The sequence below is a fragment of the Streptomyces sp. NPDC045967 genome (genome assembly GCF_056430495.1).
The window spans coordinates 86753-102559 of record NZ_JBWKLE010000019.1; the positions used below are offsets into that span (position 1 = coordinate 86753).

General features: G+C 72.4%; 19 protein-coding genes. 8 read left to right on the top strand and 11 right to left on the bottom strand.

The window, feature by feature from the left end; all coding sequences use genetic code 11:
* Nucleotides 1–76 precede the first annotated feature (76 nt).
* Together tuf and AC07FY_RS27500 are read right to left on the bottom strand one after the other, a co-directional pair.
* A complete protein-coding gene (gene tuf / locus AC07FY_RS27495) occupies nucleotides 77–1258 on the bottom strand; it encodes an elongation factor Tu (protein ID WP_479011233.1) in 1182 nt (393 codons plus the stop codon).
* Between the two features lie 290 nt (nucleotides 1259–1548).
* Nucleotides 1549–2265, bottom strand: a complete 717-nt coding sequence (locus tag AC07FY_RS27500; RefSeq protein ID WP_479011236.1) for a DNA alkylation repair protein — start codon at nucleotides 2263–2265, stop codon at nucleotides 1549–1551.
* Between the two features lie 48 nt (nucleotides 2266–2313).
* On the opposite strand from AC07FY_RS27500, the gene AC07FY_RS27505 reads away from it, so the two are divergent.
* The 5 genes from AC07FY_RS27505 to lnt all read left to right on the top strand — a co-directional run bounded on the left by AC07FY_RS27505 (nucleotide 2314) and on the right by lnt (nucleotide 6433).
* The gene (locus AC07FY_RS27505) at nucleotides 2314–3093 is read left to right on the top strand and encodes a TVP38/TMEM64 family protein (RefSeq protein ID WP_479011239.1); all 780 of its coding nucleotides are present in this window, start codon (nucleotides 2314–2316) and stop codon (nucleotides 3091–3093) included.
* The gene (locus AC07FY_RS27510) at nucleotides 3090–3968 is read left to right on the top strand and encodes an undecaprenyl-diphosphate phosphatase (protein ID WP_479011241.1); all 879 of its coding nucleotides are present in this window, start codon (nucleotides 3090–3092) and stop codon (nucleotides 3966–3968) included. The genes AC07FY_RS27505 and AC07FY_RS27510 overlap by 4 nt, the downstream gene beginning before the upstream one ends.
* Nucleotides 3969–4082: 114 nt before the next feature.
* A complete protein-coding gene (locus AC07FY_RS27515; RefSeq protein WP_361766639.1) occupies nucleotides 4083–4259 on the top strand; it encodes a hypothetical protein in 177 nt (58 codons plus the stop codon).
* A gap of 69 nt (nucleotides 4260–4328) precedes the next feature.
* The gene (locus AC07FY_RS27520) at nucleotides 4329–4796 is read left to right on the top strand and encodes a nuclear transport factor 2 family protein (protein ID WP_479011245.1); all 468 of its coding nucleotides are present in this window, start codon (nucleotides 4329–4331) and stop codon (nucleotides 4794–4796) included.
* A gap of 53 nt (nucleotides 4797–4849) precedes the next feature.
* On the top strand, nucleotides 4850–6433 hold the full coding sequence (lnt, locus tag AC07FY_RS27525) for an apolipoprotein N-acyltransferase (protein WP_479011247.1): 1584 nt from the start codon (nucleotides 4850–4852) through the stop codon (nucleotides 6431–6433).
* Here the strand turns inward: lnt and AC07FY_RS27530 are convergent.
* The gene (locus AC07FY_RS27530; RefSeq protein ID WP_479011249.1) at nucleotides 6357–7262 is read right to left on the bottom strand and encodes a Gfo/Idh/MocA family protein; all 906 of its coding nucleotides are present in this window, start codon (nucleotides 7260–7262) and stop codon (nucleotides 6357–6359) included. The genes lnt and AC07FY_RS27530 overlap by 77 nt on opposite strands.
* A gap of 74 nt (nucleotides 7263–7336) precedes the next feature.
* Here AC07FY_RS27530 and AC07FY_RS27535 point away from each other — a divergent pair, with 74 nt between their 5' ends.
* Together AC07FY_RS27535 and AC07FY_RS27540 are read left to right on the top strand one after the other, a co-directional pair.
* Complete coding sequence (locus AC07FY_RS27535; RefSeq protein WP_479011252.1) at nucleotides 7337–7873, top strand: DinB family protein; 537 nt, start codon at nucleotides 7337–7339, stop codon at nucleotides 7871–7873.
* Nucleotides 7874–7945: 72 nt separating this feature from the next.
* Nucleotides 7946–8524 carry a hypothetical protein gene (locus tag AC07FY_RS27540; RefSeq protein ID WP_479011255.1) on the top strand — a complete coding sequence of 193 codons (579 nt, stop codon included), beginning with the start codon at nucleotides 7946–7948 and terminating at the stop codon, nucleotides 8522–8524.
* A gap of 27 nt (nucleotides 8525–8551) precedes the next feature.
* Here AC07FY_RS27540 and AC07FY_RS27545 read toward each other — a convergent pair whose 3' ends face one another.
* The 8 genes from AC07FY_RS27545 to AC07FY_RS27580 all read right to left on the bottom strand — a co-directional run bounded on the left by AC07FY_RS27545 (nucleotide 8552) and on the right by AC07FY_RS27580 (nucleotide 15204).
* The gene (locus AC07FY_RS27545) at nucleotides 8552–9073 is read right to left on the bottom strand and encodes a hypothetical protein (RefSeq protein ID WP_479011257.1); all 522 of its coding nucleotides are present in this window, start codon (nucleotides 9071–9073) and stop codon (nucleotides 8552–8554) included.
* A 95-nt stretch (nucleotides 9074–9168) separates the two neighbouring features.
* On the bottom strand, nucleotides 9169–9837 hold the full coding sequence (locus AC07FY_RS27550; RefSeq protein WP_479011368.1) for a uracil-DNA glycosylase: 669 nt from the start codon (nucleotides 9835–9837) through the stop codon (nucleotides 9169–9171).
* 97 nt (nucleotides 9838–9934) lie between these two features.
* Nucleotides 9935–11518 (bottom strand): ABC transporter substrate-binding protein, encoded by a 1584-nt coding sequence (locus tag AC07FY_RS27555; RefSeq protein WP_479011260.1) that lies wholly within the window; start codon nucleotides 11516–11518, stop codon nucleotides 9935–9937.
* A gap of 152 nt (nucleotides 11519–11670) precedes the next feature.
* Entirely contained in the window at nucleotides 11671–12432 is a 762-nt protein-coding gene (locus AC07FY_RS27560; RefSeq protein WP_479011263.1) for an SDR family oxidoreductase, read from the bottom strand.
* Nucleotides 12433–12460: 28 nt separating this feature from the next.
* Entirely contained in the window at nucleotides 12461–13222 is a 762-nt protein-coding gene (gene fabG, locus AC07FY_RS27565; protein WP_479011266.1) for a 3-oxoacyl-ACP reductase FabG, read from the bottom strand.
* A gap of 123 nt (nucleotides 13223–13345) precedes the next feature.
* On the bottom strand, nucleotides 13346–13729 hold the full coding sequence (locus AC07FY_RS27570; protein ID WP_479011269.1) for a DUF3037 domain-containing protein: 384 nt from the start codon (nucleotides 13727–13729) through the stop codon (nucleotides 13346–13348).
* The gene (locus tag AC07FY_RS27575; RefSeq protein WP_479011272.1) at nucleotides 13726–14571 is read right to left on the bottom strand and encodes a HipA family kinase; all 846 of its coding nucleotides are present in this window, start codon (nucleotides 14569–14571) and stop codon (nucleotides 13726–13728) included. Before AC07FY_RS27575 ends, AC07FY_RS27570 begins: the two co-directional genes overlap by 4 nt.
* Before the next feature lie 18 nt (nucleotides 14572–14589).
* A complete protein-coding gene (locus AC07FY_RS27580; protein WP_479011275.1) occupies nucleotides 14590–15204 on the bottom strand; it encodes a cysteine hydrolase family protein in 615 nt (204 codons plus the stop codon).
* A 76-nt stretch (nucleotides 15205–15280) separates the two neighbouring features.
* Here AC07FY_RS27580 and AC07FY_RS27585 point away from each other — a divergent pair, with 76 nt between their 5' ends.
* Nucleotides 15281–15754 (top strand): pyridoxamine 5'-phosphate oxidase family protein, encoded by a 474-nt coding sequence (locus AC07FY_RS27585; protein WP_479011278.1) that lies wholly within the window; start codon nucleotides 15281–15283, stop codon nucleotides 15752–15754.
* The last annotated feature ends 53 nt before the right edge of the window (nucleotides 15755–15807 follow it).

The window sequence follows — 15807 nt, forward strand, 5'->3', positions numbered from 1 at the left end:
TGCCTGTGGTGACGGCAGTCTCGCGCAGGCGGACCGCCGCCACCACGGCGGGGTCGGACTTCCCCGGGGCCGCGGATCAGCCGAGCACGGCGGTCACCGTGCCCGAGCCGACGGTCCGCCCGCCCTCGCGGATCGCGAACCCCAGCCCGGACTCCAGCGGGACGTCCCGCCCTAGTTCCACGGTCATGGTGACCGTCTCCCCCGGCCCGGCCACGCCGGCCACGCCCAGGTCCACGTCCCCCACCACGTCGGCGGTGCGGATGTAGAACTGCGGCCGGTAGCCGGTGGCGACCGGGGTGGTACGGCCGCCCTCGCGCGCGGAGAGCACGTAGACCCGCGCGGTGAAGCGCCGCCTGGGCGTCACGCTGCCGGGCGCGGCCACCACGTCGCCGCGGCGCACCTGGTCGCGGCGGACCCCGCGCAGCAGCAGCGCGACGTTGTCGCCGGCCTGCGCGGACTCCATCGGCTTGCCGAAGGTCTCCAGCCCCGTCACCACGACGGGGCCGCAGGCTCCTTCCCCGCCCAGCAGGCCGACGCGGTCGCCGAGGCGGACGGTGCCGCGCTCGACGGCGCCGGTGACGACGGTGCCGCGGCCGGTGATGGTGAGCACGTTCTCCACCGGCAGCAGGAACGGCGCGTCCGTGTACCGCTCGGGCGTCGGCACGTAGGTGTCCACCGCGTCCAGCAGCGCCTGGATCGCCCCCGTCCACCGCGGGTCCCCCTCCAGGGCCCGCAGCCCGGAGACCCGTACGACCGGCGCGGTGTCGCCGCCGTAGCCGTGCGCGCGGAGCAGTTCGCGGACCTCCAGCTCGACCAGGTCGGTCAGCTCGGGGTCCCCGGCGTCGGCCTTGTTGAGCGCGACCACGATGTGGTCGACGCCGACCTGCCGGGCGAGGAGCACGTGCTCGGCGGTCTGGGGCATGACCCCGTCCAGCGCGGACACGACGAGGATCGCCCCGTCGAGCTGCGCCGCGCCGGTGACCATGTTCTTGACGTAGTCGGCGTGGCCGGGCATGTCCACGTGGGCGTAGTGGCGGGTGTCCGTCTCGTACTCGACGTGGGTGAGGTTGATGGTGATGCCGCGGCGGGCCTCCTCGGGGGCCCGGTCGATGCGGTCGAAGGGCACGAAGGAGGCGCCACCGCGCTCGGCGAGCACCTTGGTGATGGCGGCGGTCAGGGTGGTCTTGCCGTGGTCGACGTGACCCATGGTGCCGATGTTGAGGTGCGGCTTGGTCCGCACGAAGGCCGTCTTGGCCATGGTGTCTTCCCGTAGGTTCGAAACCGTTGACGGGACCCCTCGGTCGGGCCGACCCTCCCCCTGCGGGGTCCGCCGGACGATCCGGGAAGGGTCAGCTTCGTGCGCCGTCGAATGCGGCGGAGGGCAGGGTCTCGAAGGCCCCTGCGAGGACGGCAGCCTTCGGCGCGTCCGCGACTGCGGACGGAGCGACGGGGAAGGCGTGCCGGGACATGCCCCTGATCCTGCCGGACGGCTCCCGGCCCGTCGAACGAATTACCGCGCCGGGTACGGGCGGTCGAACGCCCCCGCCCTCACAGGTTCTTGAGGGCCTCGCGCGCGGACAGCGGTGACAGCGAGGGCCGTTCGGCCGCGACGAACGCCCGCACCGCCCCGGGGTCCGTCTTCGCGTACTCCCGCAGGCACCAGCCGACGGCCTTGCGGACGAAGAAGTCCGGGTGACCCGCCCGGGCGCGGCAGTAGCCGAAGAGGCGGCCGGTGTCGGTGGCCGACGCGTACCGGAACTGATGGAGCAGCGCGGCGCGGACCAGCCAGCGGTCCTCGTCGCCGCTCCACTCGTCCATCACCGCCGCGAGCGCGGGGTCGGCGGCCACGAGCGGGCCGACGGCGTGCGCGGCCAGCGGGTCGACCGTGTCCCACCACGCGGTGGTGGTGAGCAGGTGCCGGACCACCGGCAGGATGCCGGACGAGCAGCGCGGGACGTACCGGCGCAGGTAGTCCACCGCGAAGTAGTGGTACTCGCGCTCCGGGATCTCCCAGCAGCGCAGGGCGAGCGCCGCGCAGTCGGCTTCCGACGGACGGGGTGTGTCCTCGGTCACCGCCCCCGACAGCCGGCGGCGCAGCGGGGCGGGGATGCCGAGGAAGGGGGCGGCGTCCTTCATGTAGGCGGCCATCGCCCGGGCCCGCGGCGGGTCGCCGGCCTGCGGGTACGTCCCGGTCAGCCGCTCAAGGAGGGTGTCGGCGAGGGCGCTGTGCGGTGCCTGCGGAGGTCGCCGGTCGGGGGAGCGCATGAGGCCCAGATTACGGCGCGCTGCCGCGTCCTCGGTTAGTCTCCCGGGGTGCCCCTCCTCCTCGCGCCGTGGACCCGGCTGTCGCTGCTCGTCGTGCTCCTGGTCGCGGCGGGCGTCGGCGTGCTGCTGTACGAGCCGCAGCGCGTGCTGTCGGAGGGCTGGCCGCCCGGTCTTCCGGTGGGCGCGGCCGTGGCGCTGTTCGCCGCCGGGTACGGGGTGTGCGCGGCGGCCTTTGTGCCGCGTCCCCTGCTCAACCTGGCCGCGGGAGCCGTCTTCGGCACCCAGTCCGGCGTGCTCGCGGCGGTCGGCGGCACCGTGCTGGGCGCCGGGATCGCCTTCGGCCTGGGCCGGCTGATGGGCCAGGAGGCGCTGCGACCGTACCTGCGGGGCCGCTGGCTCCGGGCTGCCGACGGCCAGCTCAGCCGGCACGGGTTCCGCTCGATGCTCGCGGTCCGGCTCTTCCCCGGGGTGCCGTTCGTGGTGGCCAACTACTGCGCGGCGGTGTCCCGCTGCGGGTGGCTGCCGTTCCTGTCCGCGACGGCGCTAGGCGTCGTCCCGAACACCACGGCGTACGTGATCGCGGGGGCCAGTGCCGCCTCGCCCGGTTCGCCCGCCTTCCTCGTCTCGTTCGGCTTCATCGCGGTGTCCGTGGTGGGCGCCGGGGTGGTCGCCTGGCGCAAGCGGCACCGCCTGGCGCCGGCCGGATTCCCGCCGCGGCGCGGGCAGCGGCGCCCCAGCACCCCCCTGTGGTCACCGGCGCCCCGCACGGGCCCTAGCATCGGACCCGAACTGCCCGACGATCACAAGGACGAGCGCACCCCGACATGAGCTGGTTCGAATCCCTAATCCTCGGTCTCGTCCAGGGGCTTACGGAGTTCCTCCCGATCTCCTCCAGCGCACACCTGCGGCTGACCGCGGCGTTCGCCGGCTGGCACGATCCGGGAGCGGCCTTCACCGCCATCACGCAGATCGGCACCGAAGCCGCCGTACTGATCTACTTCCGCAAGGACATCGCGCGGATCATCTCCACTTGGTTCCGCTCGCTGTACACCAAGGCGCTGCGGTCCGAGCAGGACGCGAAGATGGGCTGGCTGGTCATCGTCGGCTCCCTTCCGATCGGCGTCCTCGGCCTCGCCTTCAAGGAGCAGATCGAGGGCCCGTTCCGCGACCTGCGGCTGATCGCCACCACGCTCATCGTGATGGGCATCGTGCTCGGCATCGCCGACCGGCTGGCGGCCCGCGACGAGGAGGGCGGCCGGCACCGCGCCATCCGGGAGCGCAAGACGCTCCGCGAACTGGGCGTCAAGGACGGCCTGATCTTCGGCCTCTGCCAGGCGATGGCGCTGATCCCCGGCGTGTCCCGCTCCGGCGCGACGATCTCCGGCGGTCTGCTGCTGGGCTTCACCCGTGAGGCGGCGGCCCGTTACTCCTTCCTCCTCGCGATCCCGGCCGTACTGGCTTCGGGCGCGTTCGAGTTGAAGGACGTGGCGGAGAACCCGGGCCACATCTCCTGGGGTCCGACGATCTTCGCGACGGTGATCGCGTTCTTCGTCGGCTACGCCGTCATCGCATGGTTCATGAAGTTCATTTCCACCAAGAGTTTCATGCCGTTCGTGATCTACCGGATCCTGCTGGGCATCGCGCTGTTCGTGCTGGTGGGCACCGACGTGCTCAGCCCGCACGCCGGCGAGTCCGGCCAGTAGGGGGACTGCGCTCACCACTCCGCATGAACCGGGGGCCGCCAGGGAACGTTCCCGGGCGGCCTCTGCGTCGTTGTGGCAGGAGAGAGCGTGAAGGTGAGAAGCAGGGGGTGTCCCATGCGTCGGGTGGTTCTGGAGCGTTTTCCGGCCGGAAGTCCGCGGGGAAGCTGGCCGGCCGAGGAGTACGCGGCCCAGCGGATGCGCGAGGGCGTACCGGCCGAGGTGGTGATGGACCTGGACAGCGACGCGTTCCTGGTCGTGGTCCGGCAGCGGGAGGTGTATTCCGGTCACTGAGGGGCCGCCGCAAGATCCCGTCGGCGCACGCCCCTTGGCGTCCCGCCCCGGCAGCCCCACACTTGCCCGATGACGCAGCGTGTGGACCTCGCCACGGTCATGGACCGGCTGGCGATCGACGAGGTGGTCTCCGGGTACGCGGTGGCCGTCGACGACGGTGACTGGGCGGCCTACCGCGCCCTGTTCACCCCGTCCGGGCGGGCCGACTACCGCTCCTCGGGTGGGATCGAAGGTGCCGCCGGTGAGGTCGCCGACTGGCTCGCGCAGACCATGGAGCTCTTCCCCGTGCGCCAGCACCTGATCGTCAACCGGTTGGTACGGCTGGAGGTCCTGGACGGCTCCCCCGGCGACCGGGCCGAGGTGCGGGCGGACTTCCTCAATCCGATGCGGCTGGCGGGGGACGGTTCCGACGGGACGGCCACCGCCCCCAACTTCGTCGCCGCGGGCCGCTACACCTTCGCGCTGGCGCGCACGCAGGACGGCTGGCGGCTGACCCGCGTCACCGTGCACGAGAAGTGGCGGCACCTCTCCGCCTGAGCCCCGCCGGGTGCGGTCGTCCGGCACTGCCACACTGGAAGCGGAGGCGCGCCATGGTCCCGACCCGATCCGGGGTGTACCCGCGGTGGCGTGCGCCGGCCGCCGTGGGCGCCGGGGCGCTGCCCGCCCTCGCCTTTCCCGCGCCCGCGCTGTGGTGGTTCGCCTACGCGGCCCTCGTGCCCTGGATGCTGCTGCTGAGGTCGGCTCCCACCGGGCGGCGGGCCGCGCTGGAGGGCTGGCTCGGCGGGGCGGCGTTCATCGTCGCCGTCCACCACTGGCTGCTGCCGAGCCTGCACGTGTTCCTGCTGCCGCTGGCCGCACTGCTCGGGCTGCTCTGGATCCCCTGGGCGCTGCTGGTGCGCGCGTTGCTGGGCGGGAGCCCGCCGGCGGGCCGGGCGGCGGCCGCGCTGGTCCTGGTGCCGGCGGGGTGGCTGCTGTCCGAGTTGGTCCGGTCCTGGCAGGGCCTCGGCGGCCCCTGGGGTCTGCTGGGAGCCAGCCAGTGGCAGGTGCCGCCCGCGCTGCGGCTGGCCTCGGTGGGCGGGGTGTGGCTGGTGAGCCTGCTGGTGGTGGCGGTGAACTGCGCGCTGACTCTGCTGATCGCGCTCCCGGCGGCCCGGGCCCCGGCGCTCGCCGGGGTGACGGGATGCGCGGTGCTGACGGGGCTGGTGTGGCTCTGGGTACCGGGGCCCGAGCCGGTGGGGCGGCTCCGGGTGGCCGTCGTGCAACCCGGCCTGGTACCCGACGGCCCCGACAGCGCGAAGCAGCGGTTCGCCACCGGCGAGCGGCTCACCGAGGGCCTGGCCGGGCAGCCGGTCGACCTGGTGGTGTGGGGCGAGAGCAGCGTCGGCGGGGACCTCACGGCCCGCCCTGACCTGGCCGGGCGGCTGGCCTCGCTGTCGGCTCGGGTCGGTGCCCCGCTGCTCGTCAACGTGGACGCGCGGGGCGCGGACAGCCCGGGGATCCGCAAGAGCGCGGTGCTCGTGGGACCGCAGGGCCCCATCGGGGACCGGTACGACAAGATGCGGCTGGTCCCGTTCGGCGAGTACGTACCGGCCCGGGCGCTGCTGGGCTGGGCGACCTCGGTCGGCAAGGCGGCCGGCGAGGACCGCGTGCCGGGCGCCGCTCCGATGGTGATGGACCTGCCCGCCCGGCCGCACGGCGCCGCGGTCCGCGTCGGACCGCTGGTGTGCTTCGAGTCGGCCTTCCCCGACATGAGCCGGCACCTGGTCCGCCGGGGGGCGGCCCTCCTGGTGGCCCAGTCGGCGACCTCCAGCTTCCAGGACGGCTGGGCCCCGGCCCAGCACGCGTCGCTGGCGGCGCTGCGGGCGGCCGAGTCGGGCCGCCCGATGGTGCACGCCACCCTGACGGGCGTCAGCGCGGTGCACGGTCCCGCCGGGGAGCGGATCGGCCCCGCGCTGCCCACCTCGGCGAGCACCGCGCACGTCTACGAGGTCCCGCTCGCCCGCGGCACGACCCCCTACGTCCGGTTCGGGGACTGGCCGGTGGCCGCGGCCCTGGCCGCGCTGGCGGTCTACGGCGCCGTGGCGCTCCCGCGCTCGCTCAGGAAGCCTGGGCCAGGGCCGAGCGCACCACCCGCTCGCACAGTTCGTGGGTCAGGAGCGCGTCGCGCGCGCTGAGCGTCCGGCCGGTCGCCACGGCTTCCAGGAAGGCGTCCACGACCTGCTCGATGCCGCGCTGGCGGGCGACCGGGGTCCAGTCCCCGCGCCGCCGCACGGTGGGCTGGCCCTTGTGGTCGATGACCTCGGCGAGGTTGACGACCTGCCGCTTGGTGTCCTGGCCGGAGACCTCCAGAACCTCCTCCGCCGAGCCCGACAGCCGGTTCATGATGCCGAGCGCGGTGAAGCCGCTCCCCGACATCTGGAGCACCACCTGGTGCATGAGCCCTTCGCGCACGACGGCTCGGACGTCGATGTGGTCGGCTTCGCCCGGCAGCAGGAAGCGCAGGGTGTCGACGACGTGGATGAAGTCGTCCAGCACCAGCGTGCGCGGGTCCTCGGGGAGCCCGACGCGGTTCTTCTGCATGACGATCAACTCCCGCGGGTGGTCCGCGCACTGCGCGTAACCCGGCGCGAAGCGGCGGTTGAAGCCGACGGCGAGGCTGACCCCGCGCTCCTCCGCGCGTTCCACCAGCCGCGCGGAGTCCTCCAACGCGTAGGCCAGCGGCTTGTCCACGTACGTCGGCACGCCCGCTTCCAGCAGCCGCGTCACGATCTCGGGATGGTGGACGGTCGGGGCGTGGACGAACGCCGCGTCGAGGCCCTCGGCGAGCAGCGAGTCGAGATCCGCGTGCAGCCGGTCCGCCGGGACGTGGTGGATCGCGCCGACCCGCTCCAGCGTGGCCGGGGTCCGGGTCTGCAGGTGCAGCTCGACTTCCGGGCGGGTGGTGAGGACGGGCAGGTACGCCTTGCGGGCGATGTCGCCGAGTCCGATGCAGCCGACCTTCACCGGGAGCCTCCTGGTTCGTTCGTGGGGGACGCTCGCAGCTTAATCCCTGGTGGCGGGGGGCTCGTTCGCTGAGGATGGCCGTCATGACGACCATGAGCACCGGATCACACCGCTACGAACCCGCCACCACCGCCGATGAGCGCGCCATGCTGGACGGCTGGCTCGACTACCACCGCGCCACACTCCTCTGGAAGTGCGAGGGGCTCGCCGACGAGCAGCTGCGCCGTACGCCGCTCGCGCCCTCCGAGCTGAGCCTGCTGGGCCTCGTACGGCACATGGCCGAGGTGGAGCGGTACTGGTTCCGCGAGATCCTGCTCGGCGAGGACCTGCCGGAGCTGTACTCCACCGGCGAGGACGAGGACGGGGACTTCCACTTCGGCGACGAGGCGACGTGGGCCGAGGCCGAGCGGGTGTGGCAGACCGAGGTCGAGCTGGCGCGCCAGGCCACCGCGGGCCGTTCGCTGGACCTGCTGTCCCGGGCCGAGAGCCATCACCGCGGCGAGGTGTTCAGCCTGCGGTGGATCTACACCCACATGATCGAGGAGTACGCCCGGCACAACGGCCACGCGGACCTGCTGCGCGAGCAGATCGACGGCGCGACGGGTGACTAGCCGTCACCCGTGCGGGGTCAATATGGGCTCCGGGTTTTCACAACGCGGTCGTCACGGAGCAGAGTTGCGCGGGTGCATCCCACCCGAACCACGACGAAGCTGCTGCTCGGAGTCGCCTGTGCCGTCTCGGCCGTCTCCGGTTGCGTGCATGTGAGCCCCGGCCCCGCGGCCGGCCGGCCGGCGGGGGCGCCTGCGGCCGGGCTGCCCCCGCACCACGAACCGCGCGGCGGTCCGGGGGCCGCCCCCGTGGTGGTCCGGGCGCCCGCGCTGGAGGCCCTTCAGGCCGCCCCGGAGCAGCCGGCCCGGTCCCCGGCCTCCTCCTCCCCTGCCCGCCGGTCCGCGGAGGGTGCCGCTCAGGGCGCCTCCGGCGGCGCCCTGCGGGCTCCGCAGCCGGTCCCGGACATCCCCGAGCCGCGCAGGGCCGCCGAGGCGCCCTCGGGCGGTGCGGACGGCGGACGGCCCCACCGGCAGCGGTCCGATGCCGGGAAGGACGCACAGGGCGGCAAGGACGGGAAAGCCGGCAAGGAGCGGGAGCTGATGAAGGAGCTGCCGGTGCGACCCGCCGACGTGTGCGCGATGGGCCGCCGGCACGGGCGGTGGCAGCCGGACAGCCCCGAGGCCCGCATCTGCGCGGGCGTCCAGGGGGAGTGAGCGGGGCTGACCCGAGCTCGACCGGCCTCAGGGCGACTGTTCGGGGAACGGCCGGGGCCCGCCGCCCGGCTCCGCGGCCAGCCGCCGCTCCAGCCGGGCGATGGCGGCCCGTACGCCGTTGCCGTACCCGTCGTCGGCCAGCGCACCGGTGGCGGCGCGGGCCCGCGCCAGGTGGACCCGGGCCGCTTCCGGCCGTCGGAGCTTCATGTAGTCGGTGGCCAGGTTGAGGTGCAGGGACGGGTAGAACACCCGCATCGCGGGATGCTCCTCACCGGGCGCCGACGACGCCGACGACTCCTCCCGCAGCGCCTCGGCGGCGGTCAGGGCCCGCAGGTCCCAGGCCAGCTCGTCGGCGGGGTCGTCCTGGGCGTCGGCCATGTAGTGGGCGAGCGTGCACCGGTGGAGGCGGTCGCCCTCCTCGCCGATCTCCGACCAGATCGCCCCGAGCCGGTTGCGGGCCTCCTCGCGGTCCCCGGCGTGCAGCAGGATGACCGCCTGGCCGATCCTGGTCATGACGGCGTCCTCCGACGCCTCCTGCTGCTCCCTCACCGCGGCCTCCGGATCGTTCCGCCGGACCTGTTCGGATCCGGTCCTCACGAAGCTAGCCGCAGGCACCGGCAATGGCGCCGAGGCGCGGTGTGCCGTCAGCCCAGGTCCGGGATCCGCCAGTCGATCGGCTCATGGCCCTGCGCGGCCACGGCCTCGTTGATCTGGGTGAAGGGGCGGGAGCCGAAGAACTTCTTCGCCGAGAGCGGCGAGGGGTGGGCGCCCTTGACGATCACGTGCCGCTCCTGGTCGATGAGCGGGATCTTCTTCTGGGCGTAGGCGCCCCAGAGCACGAACACGACCGGATCGGGCCGGTCGGACACCGCGCGGATCACCGCGTCGGTGAACTTCTCCCAGCCCTTGCCCTTGTGCGAGTTGGGCTCGGCCTCCCGGACGGTGAGCACGGCGTTGAGCAGCAGGACGCCCTGGCGGGCCCACGGCATCAGGTACCCGTTGTCCGGGACGGGCAGGCCGAGCTCCTCCTTCATCTCCTTGTAGATGTTGCGCAGCGAAGGCGGGATCCTCACCCCCGGCCGCACGGAGAAGCACAGGCCGTGGCCCTGGCCGGCGCCGTGGTACGGGTCCTGGCCGAGGACCATCACCTTCACCTGCTCGAAGGGGGTGGCCTCCAGGGCCGCGAAGACTTCCTCGCGGGGCGGGTAGACCGGCCCGTTCGCCCGCTCCTTCTCGACGAACTCGGTGAGTTCCCTGAAGTAGGGCTGGTCCAGCTCCCCGCCGAGGACGGGGAGCCAGGACTCGGGCAGCATCTGGGTCACGGCGACAACCTCCGGTACAAGTTCGTGCGACTGCTCCAGAACCTACCCGGGGCCACTGACAACGCCTCGGCCGCCCGTCCCGCCGCCGCTACCAGCTGGTCTTGCGGTAGAACTCCCACATCTGCATGGCGGTCTGCGGGTCGAGCGCCCGCTCGGCGCCCGCGATGTCGTCCCGCGCGGCGACGTAGAGCTTGCCCTGCCACAGGGGCAGCAGCCGGACGTCCTCGGCGAAGATCTGCTGGGCCCGCTCGAACTCGTGGACGCCGGCCGACCGGTCGCCCTCGCGGCGGGTCTTGGGCAGCAGGTCGGTCAGGATCTCGTTCGGCACGTACGGGGTGCCGACCGCGTTCTCCTGGCCGATGAACGGCGCGATGAAGTTGTCCGGGTCCGGGAAGTCGGGGAACCAGCCTCGGCCGAAGACGGGGTACTCCTGGCCCTTGTAGCCCTCCTGGAACGCCTTCCAGGGCTGGCTGCGCAGGGTGATCTTGAAGAGGCCGCTCTCGTCGAGCTGGCGCTTGATCTCGGTGAACTCCTCGGCGGTGGAGGAGCCGTACCGGTCGGTGGTGTACCAGAAGGTCAGCTCGACCGGCTGATTGATCCCGCCGGCCTTGAGGATCTTCCTGGCCTCTTCGACGTCCGCGTGCCCGTACTTGTCGTAGAACGGCGTCTTGTGGCCGACGACGCCCTTGGGGACCATCGAGTACAGCGGCTCGGCGGTGCCCTGGTAGACCTTGGAGACGAGCGTCCCGCGGTCGATGACCTGGGCGATGGCCTGGCGGACCGGGAGCTTGGCGACCGCCGAGTCCTTGGGGTTGAAGACCAGGTAGCGGATCTCGGCGCCGACGTTCCCGACGACCTGGACGCCCTGTGCGCTCCCCTCGGGGCCCTGCAGCGCCGTGATCTCCGAAGCCGCGAGGCCGCGGTAGATCGCGTCGATCTCCTTGGACTTGAGGGAGGAGACCATCTTCGCCGAATCCGTGTAGTAGCGGATGGTCACGGCGCTGTTGCGGCGGTTGGCGAAGCCCGAGTAGCTCCCGTTGCGGCCGAGGACGGCCTCGCTGCCCTCCTTGTAGGAGTCGAGCACGTACGGGCCGGACCCGGTGACCTTGCCGTCCTCGCGCACCTTGTCGGCCGGGTACTCCTTGGGGGCGACCAGCGAGGCCGCGGGGGAGCCGAGGACGAAGGGGAAGGTGGCGTCGGGGGTCTTCAGGTGGAAGACGACGGTCAGCGCGTCCGGGGTCTCGATCTTGTCGAGGGAGCCGAAGAGGTCCTTGGGGCCGACCTTGGAGCCGATGGTGCGGATCCGGTCCAGGGAGTGCTTGACGGCCTTGGCGTCGAGCGGCTCACCGTTGGAGAACTTGAGGTTCTTGCGCAGGGTGCACCGGTAGGACTCGTTCTGCGCGTCCGTGAACTCGCAGTTCTGGGCCGCGTCCGGCTGGGGCTTGGTGGAGCCCGTGGGGAAGGCCAGCAGGGTCTGGTAGACGTTCCGGTACAGCTCCCAGGAGCCGTCCCATGCCGCTGCGGGGTCGAGGGTGCTGGGCGCGCTCGTGGTGCCGACGACGATCGGCTTCGTGTCGGCGGCACTGTCGTCCGAAAGCAGGCCGCAACCGGCGAGCAGGGATATGGACGCAAGGGCCGCAGTGATCTGCAGGCATCTGGTCCGGTTGAACACGTGCACGCTCCTCGATCAGCCAGGGGTGCGGCAGACCCTACCGCAGTGCCCCACGAATCCAATGGGCAGGTTTCGTGGGGCACTTGACCGGTTCCGTGCACATTAGGTATGCATTTACCTCCCTTTCGGAAGGCAATGCGTCCGATTATCGGTCAGTGGACTCCGGCATTGAGGAACATACCTCCGTCAACGACCAGAGTTTGTCCAGTGATCCATTCCGCTTGTGCAGATGTGAGGAATGCGGTCGCGCCGCCGATGTCCTCCGGCACCCCGAGCCGGCCGAGCGGGTAGGCGGCCGCGGCCTCCTGCTCCCGGCCCTCGTAGAGCGCCTGGGCGAACTTGGTCTTGACCACCGCGGGGGCGATCGCGTTGACCCGGACCCCCGGCGCCATCTCGTGGGCGAGCTGGAGGGTGAGGTTGACCATGGCGGCCTTGCTCATCCCGTAGGCGCCGATGAACGGCGAGGCGGAGAGCCCGGCGATCGAGGCGATGTTCACGATCGCCCCGCCGTTCTCCTTCTGCCAGGCGTGCCAGGTCCGCTGGGCGAAGCCGAGCGCCGAGATCACGTTCGTCTCGAAGACCTTGCGCGCGACCCCGAGGTCCAGATCCGCGATGGGGCCGAAGACCGGATTGGTGCCGGCGTTGTTGACCAGGAAGTCGACGCGGCCGAAGGCCTCCATGGTGCGCTCGACGGCGAGGGCCTGGTGGGCCTCGTCGTGCGCCTTGCCCGCCACGCCGATCACCCGGTCGGCGCCCAGCCGCTCGACGGCCTCCTTGAGCGCCTCCTCGTTGCGCCCGGTGATGCACAGCCGATCGCCGCGGGCGACCAGCGCCTCGGCGACGCCGTAGCCGATGCCCCGGCTCGCTCCGGTGATCAGTGCGACCTTGCCGCTGTCGTTGCCGCTGTACGTCATGTCGTACGCCCTGCCTCTCGTGGACTCGTCAGCTGAGCGGGCCGCCGGCCACGTACATGACCTGGCCGGAGACGAAGCCGGCGGCCTCGCCGGTGAAGAAGGCGATGGCGTTGGCGATGTCCTCGGGCCGGCCGACGCGCTGCACGGGGATCTGGGTGGCGGCGGCGGCCTGGAAGTCCTCGAAGCCCATGCCGACACGGGCGGCCGTCTGGGCGGTCATCTCGGTGACGATGAAGCCGGGGGCGACGGCGTTGGCGGTGACGCCGAACTTGCCGAGCTCGATGGCCAGGGTCTTGGTGAAGCCCTGCAGACCGGCCTTGGCGGCGGAGTAGTTGGCCTGGCCGCGGTTGCCGAGCGCCGAGCTGCTGGAGAGGTTCACGATGCGGCCGAAGGAAACCTCCACCATGTACTTCTGACAGGCCTTCGACATCAGGAAGGCGCCGCGCAGGTGCACGTTCATGACCGTGTCCCAGTCGGTCTCGCTCATCTTGAAGAGCAGGTTGTCGCGCAGCACGCCGGCGTTGTTGACCAGGATGGTGGGGGCGCCGAGCTCGCTCGCGACGCGCGCGACGGCGGCCTCCACCTGCGCCCCGTCGGAGACGTCGCAGCCGACCGCGAGGGCCCGGCCGCCGGCCGCGGTGATCGCCTCCACGGTGTCCTTGCAGGCCGCCTCGTCGAGGTCGAGTACGGCGACGGCCCGGCCCTCGGCGGCCAGGCGCACGGCGGTGGCGGCGCCGATGCCCCGGGCCGCTCCGGTCACGATCGCGACGCGCTGCTCGGTGGTGGACATGCTGGATCTCCTCGCCCTTGAGAAGCGGCCACCCAGAGGTGAGCAACCGCTTAGTAGCTTCAGCTGAGGAGACGCTAGGAGCCCTGGCACCCGGTGTCAACGCCCGCCCGCCCGGCGGGGCCGTCAGCGCACCAGCAGGTCCAGCAGCCGCTCCACCTCCGCGCGGGGGTCGGCCGTCAGACCGGTGTGCACCGGCCCCGGCTGCACGACCGTGCTCCGCGGCGCGATCAGCCAGCGGAAACGACGTCCGGCGTCGTCACCCGCCGCCTGCCCCGCCGCCTCGCCGCCGCTGCACACCCCTTCGACCCCGCGCAGGGCGGCCCGCACCCCGGCCACGTCCGCCCGCGGGTCCAGCGCGAGGAGCTTCGCCTCGTCGAGGTGGGTGCGCGCGGCGACGTACCCGTGCGCCCGGCAGTAGACGATCACGCCGGCGTTGAAGCACTCGCCGCGTTCCATCCGGGGCACCACACGCACCAGTGCGTACTCGAACACGTCCCGCTCGGTCACTTGCCGTCGCTCTTCTTCTTGGTCTTGTGGGGCCATTCCGGCAGGTGGTCGGTGAGCCAGCCCGGCGGCTTCTGCGGGGCCCTCACCTCGGCCTGCATCGAGATCCTCTCGTGGATCGTGGCCGCGCGCGGCAGCAGCACCTCCACGTAGGCGCGGCGCAGCGCGTCGGTGGAGTCGAAGCCCGGCTCGTCCACCAGCCACTCGTCGGGCACGTCGGCCGCGACCTCGGTGAGCAGCTGCTCGGTCACCAGCGGCGCGAGGGCCGCCGCGGCCGCCCCGATGTCCGGGCCCACGGGGGCCAGCACGTGGTCGGAGGCGTTGTACGGTTTGGCGGCGGCCGCCCCGGCGGTGGGCCAGTTGTGGTGCCAGATCATGGTGGCGCCGTGGTCGATGAGCCACAGGTCCCCGTGCCAGACCAGCATGTTGGGGTTGCGCCAGGACCGGTCGACGTTGTTGATCAGGGCGTCGAACCAGACCACGCGTCCCGCCTCGAGCGGGTCCACCTGGTAGGCGAGCGGGTCGAAGCCGATCGACCCGGGCAGGTAGTCCATGCCGAGGTTCAGCCCGCCGCTGGCCTTGAGCAGCTCCTGCACCTCCTGGTCGGGCTCGCCCAGCCCGATGATGGGATCGAGCTGCATCTGCACCAGCCGCGGGACCCGCAGGCCCAGCCGCTGGGCCAGACGGCCGCAGATGACCTCGGCGACCAGGGTCTTGCGGCCCTGGCCGGCTCCGGTGAACTTCATGACGTAGGTCCCGAGGTCGTCGGCCTCGACGATCCCCGGGAGCGAGCCGCCCTCACGCAGGGGCGTGACGTAACGGGTCGCGATCACTTCGGACAGCATCCGCCCAGGTTACGGGGGTCAGGACGCGGGAGCCCACTGCGCGAGGAGGGCTTCGGCGGTGGTGATGGTCGCGACCAGCGCGAGGGAGTTGCGGATCACCTCGGCCGTGCAGGTGGCGGGCACCCCGGCGATGGCGTCGGCCGGGACCACGACCCGGTAGCCGAGGTTCACCGCGTCGAAGACGGTGTTCGGGATCGCGATGTTGGAGGAGACCCCGGTGACCACCAGGGTGCGTACGCCCAGATTGCGCAGCAGGGCGTCCAGGTCGGTTCCGGCCATCGGGGAGAGCCCGTGCAGACGGCGGACCACGAGGTCCTGCTCGGCCACGGTGAGCGGGGCGGCGAGCCGTACCGCCGCGGTCCCGGAGATCTGGCGCACGGGCAGTTTCCCGGCGGCGCGGAACAGCCGGGCGTTGGTGTTGGCGCCGCGCCCGTCCGGCCGCCGTTCCGCGACGGCGTGCACCACCTGGACGCCGGCCCCGCGAGCGGCGTCGGCCAGCGCGGCCACCCGCCCCAGCATCCCGGAGTCCCGGGCCTCCTTCGCGAGCTCGGGCAGGGCGCTCTCCTCGCCCACGACGCCGTTCTGGCACTCGACGGTGAGCAGCGCGGTGGTGGCGGCATCGAGATCCGGCATGGCTCCCCCTGGCGTATCGGACGACGAGCCCGCATGATTCCTGACACACAGTCAGATGTGAAGGGGTGCGGGACGGATGGACGACACACGCCCGGGAGGGACACAGCGGCGGGGCCGCCGGATCATGATGACCGACGAGGAGGTGGACGCCTTCCTGCGCGAGCAGCGCACCTGCCGTGTGGCCACGGTCTCCCCGGACGGCCGGCCGCACGTGGGGGCCCTGTGGTTCGCCTGGGACGGCAGCTCCCTGTGGCTGTACTCGATCGTTCGCAGCCGGCGCTGGTCCGACCTGCGCGCGGACCCGCGGATCTCGGTGGTGGTGGACTGCGGGGAGGCGTACGACGAACTGCGCGGCGTCGAGCTGTCCGGCAGCGCCGTCTTCGTGGGCGAGGCCCCGCGCACCGGCGAGCCGTGCCCGGAACTGGTGGAGCCCGAACGCATCTTCCCCGTCAAGAACTTCGGCCTGGAGGTGATGCCGCACGACGGACGCCACGCGTGGATCCGCCTGACCCCGGAGTCGGTCGTCTCCTGGGACTTCCGCAAGCTCTGACCCGCGCCCTGCCGAGCCTGACCGGCACGGCACGGCACGGCACGGCTCAGCGT